Below are 13,800 nucleotides of genomic sequence, written 5' to 3' on the forward strand. Positions count from 1 at the left end.
CGACGCCGGATGCTTGCAACCGCCGCGGGCGCTCAGATCCGGCCGACGTCCACCACGGTGAGCGCGACGGCCCCGGCCTCGTCGCTGGCGGCCAGGTCGACGACGGCGGTGATCGCCCAGTCGTGGTCGCCGTCCGCGTCGTCGAGCACCTGCCGCACCCACCACGCGCCGGCGGGCACCTCGGCGACCTCGACGCCGTCGCGCGTGGTCGTGGTCGCGCCACCGGGCAGCTCGGCCCCCGGCTCGAGGATCGTCAGCAGGCCGGCCGCCCGCGCGGCGGGGCCGATGCCGACCGCGTCGTCGCCCTGCGCCTCGAACAGCGGGTCGAGCGCGGCGGCCCAGGCGTCGCCGTCCCAGCCGTGCGCGCCGTCGAGCGCGCCCAGCGCGTCGTAGTCCTCGCGGGCCGCGAGCTCGACGCGGCGAAACGTCGCGTTGCGCACCAGGCGGCGGAAGGCCCGCGGGTTGCCCGTCACGGGCCGGGCCGGCGCCTCCGCGCCGACCTCCGCGAGCTCGCCCTCGACGACGAGGTCGGCGTCGTCGTCGACCGGGTTCTGCAGCCGCTCCCACTCGTCGAGCAGCGACGAGTCGACGCCTCGCACCAGCTCACCGAGCCACTCGATGACCTCCTGCACCTCCTCGGTGCGGTGCTCCTCCGGCACCACCTGGCGCAGCGCGCGGTAGGCGTCCGCGAGGTAGCGCAGCACCACGCCCTCGGTGCGCTCCAGCCCGTACACGCTGACCAGCTCGGCGAACGTCATGGCCTGCTCGAGCATGTCCCGCACCACGGACTTCGGCGCGAGCTCGGCGTCGGCCACCCACGGGTTCGACCGCTTGTAGGTGGTGAACGCGGGCTCGAGCAGGTCGGCGAGCGGCTTCGGCCAGCTCACGTCCTCGAGCGCCTCCATGCGCTCCTCGTACTCCATGCCCTCTGCCTTCATCGCCGCGACGGCCTCGCCCTTCGCCTTGCTCTGCTGGGCGTAGAGGATCTGGCGCGGGTCGTCGAGGGTCGCCTCGATGACGGAGACGACGTCGAGCGCGTGCGTCGGACTCTCGACCTCCAGCAGGTCCATGGCCGCGAGCGCGAACGGTGACAGCGGGGCGTTGAGCGCGAAGTCGCGCGGCAGGTCGACGACGAGCCGCACGCTGGGCCGGTACCCGGCGGGGCGCGACGGGTCGGGCACGCGGACCTTCTCCACCACGCCCGCGACGCGCAGCGACCGGTAGATGCGGAACGTCTGGCGCACGTGCTTGGCCTGCTGCGCCTCGGTGTCGTGGTTGGCCGTGAGCAGGTGGCGCATGGCCTCGACGGGGTCGCCGTCCGCACCGCCGGCGCCGGCCCGTGCCAGCACGTTGAGCACCATGGCGTGGTTGACGTGGAACTGGCTGGTCAGCGGCTCGGGGTCGGCGTCCCGCAGCCGCTCGAACGTGGAGTCCGTCCAGTTCACGGCGCCGGCGGGCGCCTTCTTGCGCACCACCTTCTTGAGCTTCTTCGGGTCGTCGCCAGCCTTGGCGAGCAGCTTCCGGTTCTCGATGACGTGCTCGGGCGCCATGACGAGCACCTCGCCGACCGTGTCGAAGCCCGCACGCCCGGCCCGGCCGGCGATCTGGTGGAACTCGCGCGCGGTGAGGTGGCGCATGCGCTCGCCGTCGTACTTGACCAGCGACGTCATGAGGACGGTGCGGATGGGCACGTTGATGCCGACGCCGAGGGTGTCGGTGCCGCAGACCACCTTGAGGAGGCCGCGCTGCGTGAGCCGCTCCACGAGGCGGCGGTACTTCGGCAGCATCCCCGCGTGGTGCACGCCGATGCCCGCGCGCAGGAACTTGCTCAGCGTCTTGCCGAAGCCCGTGCCGAACCGGAACGCGCCGATCTCGGCGGCGATGGCGGCCTTCTCGTCCTTCGAGGCGAGGCTCGTGGACAGCAGCGCCTGCGCCCGCTCGACGGCGTCCTTCTGCGTGAAGTGCACGACGTAGACGGGGGCGCGGTGCGTGGTCACGAGCTCGGCGATGACGTCGGTGAGCGGCTCGACGACGTAGGAGAACGTCAGCGGCACCGGCCGCTCGGCGCCCGCGACCTCCGCGACGGGGCGGCCGCTGCGCTCGGCGAGGTCGTCGCGCAGCCGGGTGGTGTCGCCGAGCGTGGCGGACATCAGCAGGAACTGGGTGCGCGGCAGCTCCAGCAGGGGCACCTGCCACGCCCAGCCGCGCTGCTTGTCGCCGTAGAAGTGGAACTCGTCCATGACGACCTGGGCGATGGCGTCGTCGTCGGCGGTGCCGTCCGCGCCGACGCCGTCGTCGTCGGCCCCGCGCCGCAGGGCCAGGTTCGCGAGGATCTCCGCCGTGCAGCAGATGATCGGGGCGTCGGCGTTGACGGCGGAGTCGCCGGTCATCATGCCGACGTTGCGCGACCCGAACGCGGCGACGAGGTCGAAGAACTTCTCGCTCACCAGCGCCTTGAGCGGCGCGGTGTAGAACGTGCGCCCGCCGCGGCCCGACCGGCGGTTCGCGAGCGCCGCGAACTGCGCGCCCATCGCGACCATCGACTTTCCCGAGCCGGTGGGCGTCGCCAGCACCACGTGCGAGCCCGTCATGAGCTCGAGCAGCGCCTCCTCCTGGTGCGGGTACAGCGGCCGGCCGCCCGCGGCCGCCCACTCGCCGAAGGCCTCGAAGAGGACGTCGGGGTCCGGGGCGCCGCCCGTGGGGGCCGGCAGGTACGGCAGCAGCGTGCCGGCGGGGCGGGGGACGGTGGTCTCGGTCGGGGTGCCGGTCGGGGAAGTCATGGTCGGGCCATTCTTCCAGGCCGTGCCGAAAGCAACGAGCGTGCTGACTTGATCCTCATTCGGCCCGAATGAGGATCAAGTCAGCACGCACGATGACGCCCCGGGGGTGGGTCAGCAGGCGCCGAGGTCGGTCCAGACCGCCCACTCGCCGGCCGAGGACGACGGGGTGTCGCCCTGCGTCCACCACTTGGCCTGGTACGTGCGGCCGTCGTAGGAGACCTGGGTGCCGCCGGTGTACGCGGACGACCGGTTCCAGGCCGGTGCCTCGCAGTCACCGGGCTCGGTGGGCGGGTCGGTGGGGTCCGGGTCGGGCTGGCCGGTGCCGCCGACGTTCACGTCGACGCAGGCGTAGAACGCGTTGGCGGTGTCCGCGACGTTCCAGCGGGCGAAGATCGTGTGGTTGCCCTGCGGCAGGTTGTCGAGCGTGTGCGTCACGGTCGCGTCGGGCTGCTTGCCGCCGTCGTCGATGGTCTTGACCAGCTTGCCGTCGACGAAGTACTCCCACGTCGACGTGGCGTGGCGGGCCGTGAGCTTCCACTGCAGCGACACGCTGCTGCCGACCGTGGTGCGCGGCCAGGGCTTCGACTCGTCGTCGAGGACGGAGAAGCCGCTGCCGCCGGAGCACTGCATCGAGCCCTTGGGGGCCTCGACGCTCTGGGGCTCGTACTGGACGCCGCCGCAGTCGAACGAGACGGTGCGGGTGGCGCAGTGGTCCTGGCGGCTGGGCGGGCTGGTGATCCAGCCGTGCGCCGACGCGCTGGGCGCGACGGCGAGAGGCGCTGCGACGGTCAGGAGGCCGACCGCGGCGGCGAGCAGGGTGGAGCGAAGCGTGGTCTTGCGACGCGTGGTCTTCATCGACTCGTCTCCCTCGTTGGTGCTCGGTTGGTGTTGCGGGTGTTGCGGGTGTTGCGGGTCTGGCGGTGGCGGGCGCGGGGCCGCGCCCGCCACCGTCAGGACGTGGTGGGCGTCAGCGGGTCAGCAGGCGCCGAGGTCGGTCCAGACCGCCCACTGCCCGGCGGACGACGACGGGGTGTCGCCCTGCGTCCACCACTTGGCCTGGTACGCGCGGCCCTCGTAGGACACCTTCGTGCCGCCGGTGTAGGCGGACGACGGGTTCCAGGCCGCGTCCTCGCAGTCGCCCGGCTCGACCGGCGGGTCGGTCGGGTCCACCGGCGGGTCGGTCGGCTCGACCGTCCCGCCCTCGCCGACGGTGACGTCGACGCACGCGTAGAACGCGTTGACGGTGTCGGCCACGTTCCAGCGCGCGAGGATGGTGTGGTCGCCCTGCGGCAGGTTCTCGAGCGTGTGGCTCACGACGGCGTCGGGCTTGGCGCCCTTGTCGTCGAAGGTGCGGTGCAGGACGCCGTCGACGAAGTACTCCCACGTCGAGGTGGCGTGCTGCGCGGTGAGCTTCCACTTCATCGTGACGGAGCTGCCGATCTTCGTGCGGGGCCACGGCTTCGACTCGTCGTCGAGGATGGAGAAGCCGCTGCCGCCGGAGCACTGTGTCGAGCCCTTGGGCGCCTCGACGCTCTGCGGCTCGTACTTGATGCTGCCGCAGTCGAAGGACAGGGAACCGCTGGCGCACAGGTCCTGGCGGCTCGGCGGGTTGGTCACCCAGCCGTGGGCGGACGCCGCAGGCGCCGCGGCGAGCGGCGCCACGAGCGCGGCCAGCCCGACGGCCGCGGTGACGAGGGTGGAACGAAGACGCATCGGTGCTTCTCCCTGTGTTCGTGAGGAAACTGGACAAATTCGACGCTACGGCGTCGGTCCGGTCCGCACATCAGGGGAACCGCGTCATCTGACCGTGATCTGGGCGGCGGAGGGTACGGGGTTGCCCGTACGCCCGGGGGCTGTCAGCCGAGGTCCCACAGGCGCCGGTAGAAGGCGATCCGCCCGGCGTCGGGCGCGATGCCGTAGCCCTCGAAGAAGGCGGGCTCATAGCCGTCGCCGTAGTTCCACTCCAGGCTGTAGCTCGCCACGGCGAGGTCGGCCCAGCGGTCCGCGACGCCGAGCGCGTCGAGGTCGACGTGCGCGGTCCAGCGGCCGTCGTCGTCCAGGAGCGTGTTGGGGGCGCACGGGTCCCCGTGGCACACGACGAGCCGGTCGACGGCGGGCACGTCGCCGACGCGGGCGCGGGCGTCGGGGGAGAGGCGGGCGACCCGGTCGGCGACGCCCCACGAGAACGGGCAGCCGTCCGCGGGGAGCGCGCCGTGCATCGCGCGCAGGCCCGCGCCGATCGCGCGCGCGGCCGTCTCCGGTCGCGCGAGCCAGTGCGGGTCGACCGCCGACCGGCCCGGGAGGCCCGCCGTGAGCAGCCAGCCGCCCTCGTCGTCGTCGCCACGGTCCAGGACCCGCGGCACGGGGGTGTACCGGCCCGCCCAGGCGAGCCGTGCGGCCTCGGCGTCGAGGTCCAGCTCGGGCGTGCCCGCGGGGACCCACTTGACGTAGCGCTGGGCGCCGTCGGCCGCCGAGAGCCGGAACGTGAGGCCGCCGAGCACGTTGCGCCACACGGGCGTGACGTCGTCGTCGCCGGCGAGGAGGCACACCCGCTCGGGCACGACGACGGGCTCGGACGGGGCGGCTGCGAGGGTGCGGGACATGCCCCGATGGTCACATCCCCGCGACGTGCCGGGCTACGGCATTCCGGTGGGCTCGACCGTCGGGTGGGGTCCGACCGGCGGTGAGCTCTCGGGGGGCGTGCGGCGGGTCGCGGCCTCGCCCTGCTGCACGACGACGACACCCGCCAGCACCAGCAGCCCGCCGACGAGCTGGACGGGGCGGGGCAGCTCGCCCAGGAAGGCCCAGGCGAAGAACACGGCGCTGACCACCTCGAGGAGGCCGACGAACGACGCCGGCCGCGCGCCGAGGCGTCGCCCGGCCCCGACGCCGGTGACGTAGGCGACGCCGGCGGTCACCACGCCGAGGGCCGCGAGCACGGCCCAGGCGGGCACGACGGCGTCGGCGAGGGCCACGGGGTCGGCCGACGCGGTGAGCGGCATGAGGCCCACGGCGCCGAGCAGCCCCAGCAGGACGGCGCCGACGACGAGCCCGCCCGCCGCGAGGCTCAGGGGTGGCAGCCCGGTGTCGGTGCGGGCGTTGAGCAGGAAGTACGCGGAGACGCCCACCATCGCGCCCAGGGCCCACGCCACGCCGACGGGGTCGAGCCGGGCGCCGGCGAGGTCGAGCACGAGGACGAGGCCCGCGGCGGCGAGCGCGATGCCGGCGAGCGTCGTCCGGCCCGGGCGCTGCCCGTGCCGCAGCCACAGCCACGCGACGACGGCCGCCGGCGAGGAGTACTCGATGAGCAGCGCGGGCCCCACCTGCATGTGCTGCACGGCGGCGAAGTAGCAGAACTGCGTGGCCGCGACGCCGAGCGCGCCGTAGGCGAGCAGCAGACGCACGTTGCGGCGCACAGGGGACCAGTCGCCGCGCAGGGCGACGACGCCGAAGGGCAGGACGACGACCGCCCCGACCGCGACGCGCACCAGGACGACCGCGCCCGGGCTCCAGCCCGTGGCGAAGAGCCCGGCGGCGAGCGGGCCCGAGAGGCTGAACGTCACGGCGGAGACGACCGCGAGGGTGAGGCCCTTGCCGAGGCCGGTGCGCGCCGTCGTGCGCGCGTCATGTGCGACATCGCTCATGACGCATGACGCTAGGCCGCGATGGGATAACGTGTCAACGTGGTCTTCGCACATGACACGGTGAACTCCCTGCGCGCGGCCGTCGACCTCGTGAACGCCGAGGAGCCGCCGCTGACGCTGACGACGACGGCCGAGCTCGACGCGTTCCTCGTGCGGCACGGGTACACCGGCCGGCACGACGGTACCGAGACCGAGCTGGCCCGCGTGCGCGCGCTGGCGCCGCGCCTGCGAGGGCTGCTGCTGGCGAGCCGGGACGAGGCCGCCGAGCAGGTCAACCGCCTGCTCGAGCAGGCGGGGGCGGCGCCCCGGCTCGTGCGGCACGAAGGCCAGGACTGGCACGTCCACGCCGTCTCCCCGGACGCGCCGCTCGACGACCGCATCGTCGTCGAGACCGCCATGGCGATGATCGACGTGGTGCGCGCCGACGAGCACTCCCGCCTCGCCCTGTGCGCGGACGCCGACTGCCAGGGGCTCGTGCTCGACCTGTCGCGCAACCGTTCGCGGCGCTACTGCTCCACCGCGTGCACGAACCGGAACGCGCAGGCCGCGCTCCGGGCACGGCGCGCCGGCTGACGGCACGGGCGCGCCGCCGACGTCCCTGGTCGACGTATCTGGCCGCGCGCGCCGTGCTCCCTCCCCGCGAGGGCGCCAGGCTTTCCCGGGGCGACGACCCGCCCGGCCCGGCCCCACGAAGGAGGCGGCGATGTCCGTCACGACGAGCAAGGCCCTCGACCCCTGGCCGGTCGTCCGTCCCGGGGACCGGTTCCACCCGGTCGGCACGCTGCAGCACCTGCTCAACGAGCACGGCCACGACCTCGAGGTGGACGAGAAGTTCGGCCCGCTCACCGAGGCCGCGGTCCGCGCCTCGCAGCGCGACTTCGGCCTCGAGGTGGACGGCGTCGTCGGCCCGCGGACCTGGGGCGCGATCGTCGTCACCGTGCGCCTCGGGAGCCGTGGCCACGCCGTCCGCGGGGCGCAGTCCGAGCTCGACGTCCGCATCGACGTCGACCTCGTGGTCGACGGGGTCTTCGGGCCGAGGACGGAGGGCGCGGTGCGCGAGTTCCAGCGCGCGCTGTCGGCTTTCGGCGTCCTCGTCGACGGCGTCGTCGGGCCCGTGACCTGGCGCGCGCTCGTCAGCGGGATGGTCTCCGACTGACATCCGCCAGCAGCGCGTCGCACACCTCGACCAGGCGCGCGCGCAGCTCCTGCCCGCGCGCGGCGAACGCGCGCTGGCGGCGCACGTACTCGGCCTTGCCGTCCGGCGTCTCGATCGGGACGGCCTCGACGCCGTACGACGAGACGTCGTACGGCGCGGCCGCCATGTCGGTGTAGCGGACGTCGCGGGCGAGCTCGAACGCGTCCAGCAGCAGGTCGCCGGGGGCGGCGGGCCCGAGCTTGAGGGCCCACTTGTACAGGTCCATCCCGGCGTGCAGGCAGCCGGGCTGCTCCATGGCCGGCTGGCGCTCGCGGGTGGGGCGCAGCTGGTTGCGGTCGGCGGCCTCGGGCGTGAAGAAGCGGTAGGCGTCGAAGTGCGAGCAGCCGATGCGGTGCGACTCGACGACGGCGTCCGTGCCGTCGTGGCCCAACCGCAGCGGCAGCGGGTGGCGGTGGTCGCGCCCCGCCGCGCGGTCGCGGTAGACCATCGCCCACTCGTGCAGTCCGAAGCAGCCGAACGTGCCCGGGCGGCCGGCCGTCGCGGACACGAGCGCGCGCACGTAGCGGACGGTGTCGCCGCGGTCGGCGACGAAGGCGTCGACGTCGAGGGTCGCGCCCCTGCCGCCGTCGGGGAGGTGCATCTCGTGGTACCAGCGCCACCCGGCGTGCTCGGGGGCGTCCTCGAGCACCACGCCCGGGCCCGGGTGCCACCGGCGCAGGTGGCTCACGCGGGTCGGGTAGTAGGTGAACAGGAAGTCCTCGATCGCGTGCGCCTCGCCGCGGTCGCGGGCGGCGCGCCACACCGCTGTCAGCGCGTCCGCGCGGGCGGCGTGCGCCGCGGCCCGCGGCTCCCACGCGTGGCGGGGCACGACGACGTCGGCGGGGGCCGCCAGGTGGTCGAGGGTCGTCGTGCGCACCCCACCAGGGTACGAGCGCGGCGAGCACGCCCCGGTCCGAACTAGCCTGTGACTCGTGCCGCACACCCACGACTTCCGTCAGGTCGACGTCTTCGCCACCGGCCCGCTCTCCGGCAACCCGGTGGCCGTGGTGCACGACGCCGACGACCTCGACGACGCGCAGATGGCCGCGTTCGCGCGCTGGACCAACCTGTCCGAGACCACGTTCCTGCTGCGCCCCACCACGCCCGACGCGGACTACCGCCTGCGGATCTGGACGCCGGGCGGCGAGCTGCCCTTCGCCGGTCACCCCACGCTCGGCACCGCGCACGCGTGGCTCGAGGCGGGCGGCGCTCCCCGCTCGGCCGAGCACGTCGTGCAGGAGTGCGGCGTCGGGCTGGTCACGGTCCGGCGAGAGCGCGGCTCGGACGAGGGCTCGGGCGAGGACGGGGGCCGGCTCGCGTTCGCCGCGCCGCCGCTGCGCCGCTCCGGCGCCGTCGGCCCGGAGGACCTCGCGCAGCTCGCGCGCGGGCTGCGGGTGAGCGTGGCGGACATCGAGGACGCCGCCTGGGTCGACAACGGACCCGGCTGGGTCGCGGCCCGCCTGCGCGACGCCGCGGCCGTGCTCGCCGTCGAGCCGGACCTCGCCGCGTTCGGCGGCCTGAAGATCGGCGTCGTCGGCACCTACGCGCCGGGGGAGTCGGACGCCGCGGTCGAGGTGCGGGCGTTCGTCCCGGACATCGGCGTCGCCGAGGACCCGGTCACCGGCAGTCTCAACGCCGGGCTGGGGCAGTGGCTGGCGGGCGGTCTGCTGCCGCCGTCGTACATCGCCTCGCAGGGGACCGCCCTCGGACGCCGCGGCCGCGTGCACGTGCGCCGCGACGCCGACGGCGACGTATGGGTCGGGGGCGCCGCGGTCACCACGATCGCGGGCACCGTGACGCTCTGAGGACCGCGCCCCGACCGGGCGTCAGCCCCGGCGGCGGAACGGGGCGAGCGTGGCGCGCACCTGCTCGGCGGCGCCCCAGTCGTCGTCGAACTGCGCGACGACGGCGAGGTGCTGGCGCAGCTGGAGGATCGGCATGCGGTCGCGCCACCCCGCGTCGAGGCCGGTGAGCTCCGCGTACAGGTCGAAGAAGCCGCCGGCCTCGGGCGGCGGCGCCGTGGTCCAGAGGTGGGCCAGGTCGACCTCGGCCCACGTGTACGAGACGGCGGGATCGATCAGCGCGGGCTGTCCGTCGGCGGTCGCGAGCACGTTCTGCGTCCACAGGTCGCCGTGCGTGAGGCACGCGGGGCGGTCCGGGAGCAGCTCGGGGAGCCGGGCGCAGAGGTGCTCCAGGGCCGCGCGGTCGGCGGCGTCGAGGGCGGCGTCGACCCGCGGCTCGCCCAGCCACCGGAGCAGGCGGCTCCGGGCGAAGAAGGCGAACCCGTCGTCGTCCCACGTGTTGTCCTGCCGGCGGCGACCGAGCCAGTTGTCCCGGTGCCAGCCGAACCGGTCGTGGGTGGTGGCGTGCAGCCGGGCGAGCGCGTGCGCGAGCCGCTCCCAGAACGCCTCGTCCCGGGGGCGCGGGTGCAGCGCCTCGAGGACGAGCAGGCCCGGGTCGGCGAGGATCACCGCCGGCGTGGCGACGCCGCCGAGCTCCTGCAGCGCCGTCAGGCCCTCGGCCTCGGTCGTGAAGGCGTCGTCGGGCGGGGCGCCGTCGGAGCCCTCGACGAAACTCTCGACGAACCCCTTCACGAACACCGTGGAGCCGTCGGCGCGCCGTGCCAGGCCCGCGGTCGCGGCGAGGCCTCCGGTCGCCGGCTGGAGCGAGACGACGTCGGCGACGCGGGAGGCGTCCAGGCGTCGCCGCAGCAGCGTCAGCGGGTCGGTCACGGTCGGCTCCTCTCGTCGACGCGTGCATCCTGGCAGGTCGGGCGCGGCGGCGGCAGGGTGGTCCGCCGCCGGGATGCTAGCGGTGGCGGCGCTTGAACCACCGCACGTACGCGACGCGCTCGACCAGGGCGAAGACGACCACGGTGACGACGGCGGGAGTGCCGGTGACGCCGATCGCCGTCAGCAGGGCGATGAGGGCGATCTCCAGGCCGACGAGCACCGTCACCGCCACGGCGGTCTGTGCGCGCGCCGGTGCGGCGGCGGGGCGGCGGGTCACGCGGCCCGCCCCGTCCGCTCGCCGTGCGGGAAGGCGGCGCGCGTGGCCCGCCGCCACAGCAGCACCGCGACGACGGCGACGAGCGCGCCGAGCACGGCCTGCTCGCCCTTCATCCAGCCCGGGTAGCCGTCGTCGGGCGCCGCGACCAGGAGGACGACGCCGATCGGGGCGAGCGTCGCGACGAGGCGCATCCGCACGTAGGCGGCGCGGCTGCCGCGCGAGAGCGCGCCGGCGTATCGCGCGAAGGCGAAGCAGGCGACCGTGATCACGATGCCCCGCAGCCACATCACCCAGTTGGTCTCGGCGGGCGCGACGACGCTCAGCACGGCCGTGACGACGAGCGCCAGGAGCGAGACGACGCCGGTGGCGGCCCAGAGCCGTCGGATCGTCGCGACGGTGCGGTCGAGCGGTGCCCGGTCCAGCGGTGTCCCGGCGTGGTCCGGGGTGCTGCTCGGCGGGGTGGGGTTCACGAGACGGTCCTCTCGGGTGCGGTGGCGCGCGCGTAGAGCGCCACGATCTGGTCGATCTCCTGGGTGTCGACGTCGCGCCCGGGGGTGCAGCGCGACGCGAACTCGTCGATCGTGGCGCGCACGGAGCGGGCCATGACCTCGGGGTCGAACGCGGCGAGCTCGCCGGCGTGCTGGCCCTGCGAGAGCAGCACGGCCAGGAGCATCACCGAGGTGTCGGCCCCCTCCCGGACGCCCGGTCGGGCGCCGTGGCGCACGATCTGGACGACCGCGACGGCGGAGGCGGGGTTCCGGGCGAGGAACTCGAGGTTGGAGCGGATGTAGCCGGCGAGCTTGTCGGGATAGGTGGTCGCGGCCTCCAGCGCGGGGCGGATGACCTCCGCGGAGTCGGCCACGACCTGTTCGACGACGGCGCCCATCAGCGCCTCCTTCGACCGGAAGTGGTACGAGATCAGCCGCGTGCTGCTGAGCCCTGCCTTCTCGCGGATCCGGGCGAAGGTGGCGCCGGCGTAACCCTCGTCGGCCAGGACCGAGATCGTGGCCGAGATGATCTGCCGACGGCGTGCGTGCGTCGGCGCATACGTCCGACCGACAGGAACCATAGCACTCATCTTACCTAGGCGAGTAATTTCGTGCGTCCAGCCGACGCCCAGCGCTCCCGGCCGGCCCGCAGGGTGCCCCGACCCTCGTCGCAGGTCGGTCGCCTTCCATGGCGGGCATGAACGCACCCACCGAGCCCACCGGGCACCCCACAGATCCGCCGGGTCCGGCCGAGCCGACGGCCCGCCCGCGTCGCCCCCGTCGGCTCGTCGTCCTCGCGACCACGCTGGCGCTGCTGCTGCCCGTGGGCGGCGTCACCGCCTGGGCGGCGAACCGCTTCCTGATCGAGCACGTCCAGATCGACGACGTCTCCGCGTACGAGGCGGCGCAGTCGTCGGTGACGTCGAACGACGACGCTGCCGACGACGGGAACGACGGAACCGTGACCGCCGACGGGTACACCTCGGACGACACGACGATCTCGCTGGACACGGTCACGCAGGGCAGCGGCGACGACACCGTCACGTCCTACGTCGCCCACGTGGCGCTGGACGACGCGACGCAGCTGCGCTCGGCATTCGCGCAGGACAAGTTCGGCACCAACATCACCGAGCGCACCAGCGACATCGCGGCGGACCACGACGCGATCCTCGCCGTCAACGGCGACTACTACGGCTTCCGCGACACCGGCATCGTCATCCGCAACGGCGTCGTCTACCGCGACGAGGGCGCCCGCGAGGGCCTCGCCTTCTACACCGACAGCCGCGTCGAGGTGTACGACGAGACGGCCACCACGGCCGACGAGCTCGTCGCCGACGGTGTGTGGAACACGCTGTCGTTCGGGCCCGCGGTGGTCACCGACGGCCAGGTGGTCGACGGCATCGAGGACGTGGAGGTCGACACCAACGTGGGCAACCACTCCATCCAGGGCGAGCAGCCGCGCACCGCGATCGGGGTGGACGCCGACGGTGACCTGATCATCGTCGTCGTCGACGGCCGCGACACCGGCTACAGCCGCGGCGTGACCATGACCGAGCTGGCGCAGCTCATGATCGACCAGGGCGCCGTCACGGCCTACAACCTCGACGGCGGCGGCTCGTCGACGCTGTACTTCGACGGCGAGGTGGTCAACCGGCCGTCGAACGGCGGCGAACGCGGCACGTCCGACATCCTCTACGTGGCGCGGTGAGCGGGATGCCCGCCCCCGTCACGCCGCTCGTGATCGTGCCCGCCTACCGGCCCGACGACGCCCTGCCGGCGCTGCTACGCGGCCTCGCCGAGGTGGGGCTGACCGACGTGCTGGTCGTCGACGACGGCTCCGGCCCCGCGCACGACACCGTGTTCGACGAGGCGGCCCGGGTCGGCGCGGACGTGCTGCGGCACGACGTCAACCGCGGCAAAGGCGCCGCCCTGCGGACGGCGTTCGTCCACGCCCGCGACCGCCATCCCGGGCGCCACGTCGTCACCGCGGACGCCGACGGGCAGCACAGGGCCGCGAGCGTGCGCGCCGTCGCGGACCGGCTGTCCGCCGGGGGAGCGGACGTCGTCGTGGGGGAGCGGGACCTCCAGGGCGCGGGGGTCCCGTGGCGCAGCCGCGTGGGCAACGCGCTGAGCGGCGCCGCGATGCGCGCGGCGACGGGCCTGCCCGTGCGCGACAGCCAGACGGGCCTGCGCGGGTTCGCCGCAGCGACGCTCCCGTGGCTGCTGGAGGTGCCCGGCGATCGGTACGACTACGAGCTGCGCGTGCTTCTCGCGGCGTCGGCCCGCGGCGCGGTCGTGGCGGGGGTACCGGTGGAGACGGTCTACCTCGACCACAACGCCTCGTCCCACTTCCGCCCGGTGCGCGACTCGGTGGTCGTGATGGCGCCGTTGCTCGCGTTCGCGGCCTCGGGGTTGCTGGCGTTCGGGGTCGACGCGGCGGGGCTCCTCGCCCTGCAGGCGGCCACGGGCAGCCTGGCGCTCGCGGTCGTGGGTGCCCGGGTGCTCAGCGCCGGCGTCAACTACGGGGTGAACCGCGCGGTCGTCTTCGGGCGGGCGCGGCGGGCCCCGGTGCGCGGGTCCGCCGCCCGGTACGCCGCCCTGGCCCTGCTGCTCCTCGCCGCGAGCTACGGCCTGCTCGACGCGCTTCACGGCACGCTCGGCGTCCCGCTGCTGGCGGCGAAGAT

At 74.4% G+C, this 13,800-nt stretch carries 14 protein-coding genes and 1 pseudogene; 5 read left to right on the forward strand and 10 right to left on the reverse strand.

Features of this window, described 5'->3' with window-relative positions; all coding sequences use genetic code 11:
• Positions 1-32 precede the first annotated feature (32 nt).
• From ACQP60_RS10060 to ACQP60_RS10080, 5 genes are all read right to left on the reverse strand, one after another.
• Positions 33-2,780, reverse strand: coding sequence for a DEAD/DEAH box helicase (locus ACQP60_RS10060; RefSeq protein WP_429731589.1), 2,748 nt, complete (start codon positions 2,778-2,780; stop codon positions 33-35).
• Between the two features lie 111 nt (positions 2,781-2,891).
• Positions 2,892-3,635, reverse strand: a complete 744-nt coding sequence (locus ACQP60_RS10065; protein ID WP_429731592.1) for a lytic polysaccharide monooxygenase — start codon at positions 3,633-3,635, stop codon at positions 2,892-2,894.
• 120 nt (positions 3,636-3,755) lie between these two features.
• Positions 3,756-4,493 carry a lytic polysaccharide monooxygenase gene (locus tag ACQP60_RS10070; protein WP_429731595.1) on the reverse strand — a complete coding sequence of 246 codons (738 nt, stop codon included), beginning with the start codon at positions 4,491-4,493 and terminating at the stop codon, positions 3,756-3,758.
• Between the two features lie 143 nt (positions 4,494-4,636).
• Positions 4,637-5,383, reverse strand: a complete 747-nt coding sequence (locus ACQP60_RS10075; RefSeq protein ID WP_429731598.1) for a phosphotransferase — start codon at positions 5,381-5,383, stop codon at positions 4,637-4,639.
• Positions 5,384-5,416: 33 nt separating this feature from the next.
• Complete coding sequence (locus tag ACQP60_RS10080) at positions 5,417-6,424, reverse strand: EamA family transporter (RefSeq protein ID WP_429731601.1); 1,008 nt, start codon at positions 6,422-6,424, stop codon at positions 5,417-5,419.
• Positions 6,425-6,463: 39 nt separating this feature from the next.
• Here ACQP60_RS10080 and ACQP60_RS10085 point away from each other — a divergent pair, with 39 nt between their 5' ends.
• Positions 6,464-6,997: a CGNR zinc finger domain-containing protein gene (locus ACQP60_RS10085; protein WP_429731604.1), complete on the forward strand. Its 534-nt coding sequence runs from the start codon at positions 6,464-6,466 to the stop codon at positions 6,995-6,997.
• A gap of 130 nt (positions 6,998-7,127) precedes the next feature.
• Positions 7,128-7,580 (forward strand): peptidoglycan-binding domain-containing protein, encoded by a 453-nt coding sequence (locus ACQP60_RS10090; protein WP_429731607.1) that lies wholly within the window; start codon positions 7,128-7,130, stop codon positions 7,578-7,580.
• Here ACQP60_RS10090 and ACQP60_RS10095 read toward each other — a convergent pair.
• Positions 7,558-8,496: a 3-methyladenine DNA glycosylase gene (locus ACQP60_RS10095; RefSeq protein ID WP_429731610.1), complete on the reverse strand. Its 939-nt coding sequence runs from the start codon at positions 8,494-8,496 to the stop codon at positions 7,558-7,560. The genes ACQP60_RS10090 and ACQP60_RS10095 overlap by 23 nt on opposite strands.
• 55 nt (positions 8,497-8,551) lie before the next feature.
• Here ACQP60_RS10095 and ACQP60_RS10100 point away from each other — a divergent pair, with 55 nt between their 5' ends.
• Positions 8,552-9,424: a PhzF family phenazine biosynthesis protein gene (locus ACQP60_RS10100; protein WP_429731613.1), complete on the forward strand. Its 873-nt coding sequence runs from the start codon at positions 8,552-8,554 to the stop codon at positions 9,422-9,424.
• A gap of 21 nt (positions 9,425-9,445) precedes the next feature.
• Here ACQP60_RS10100 and ACQP60_RS10105 read toward each other — a convergent pair whose 3' ends face one another.
• From ACQP60_RS10105 to ACQP60_RS10120, 4 genes are all read right to left on the reverse strand, one after another.
• A complete protein-coding gene (locus ACQP60_RS10105) occupies positions 9,446-10,351 on the reverse strand; it encodes a fructosamine kinase family protein (protein WP_429731616.1) in 906 nt (301 codons plus the stop codon).
• Between the two features lie 76 nt (positions 10,352-10,427).
• Positions 10,428-10,628, reverse strand: coding sequence for a hypothetical protein (locus ACQP60_RS10110; RefSeq protein ID WP_429731619.1), 201 nt, complete (start codon positions 10,626-10,628; stop codon positions 10,428-10,430).
• Positions 10,625-11,098, reverse strand: coding sequence for a hypothetical protein (locus ACQP60_RS10115; RefSeq protein WP_429731622.1), 474 nt, complete (start codon positions 11,096-11,098; stop codon positions 10,625-10,627). Before ACQP60_RS10115 ends, ACQP60_RS10110 begins: the two co-directional genes overlap by 4 nt.
• Complete coding sequence (locus tag ACQP60_RS10120) at positions 11,095-11,697, reverse strand: TetR/AcrR family transcriptional regulator (protein ID WP_429731625.1); 603 nt, start codon at positions 11,695-11,697, stop codon at positions 11,095-11,097. Before ACQP60_RS10120 ends, ACQP60_RS10115 begins: the two co-directional genes overlap by 4 nt.
• A gap of 116 nt (positions 11,698-11,813) precedes the next feature.
• Between ACQP60_RS10120 and ACQP60_RS10125 the strand changes: the two genes are divergently transcribed.
• Complete coding sequence (locus ACQP60_RS10125; RefSeq protein ID WP_429731628.1) at positions 11,814-12,824, forward strand: phosphodiester glycosidase family protein; 1,011 nt, start codon at positions 11,814-11,816, stop codon at positions 12,822-12,824.
• Positions 12,825-12,829: 5 nt separating this feature from the next.
• A pseudogene (locus ACQP60_RS10130) lies at positions 12,830-13,798 on the forward strand (glycosyltransferase family 2 protein); the annotation flags it as partial.
• Positions 13,799-13,800 lie beyond the last annotated feature (2 nt).

The sequence above is a fragment of the Isoptericola variabilis genome, from assembly GCF_050311655.1.
Classification (GTDB): Bacteria; Actinomycetota; Actinomycetes; order Actinomycetales; family Cellulomonadaceae; genus Isoptericola; species Isoptericola variabilis.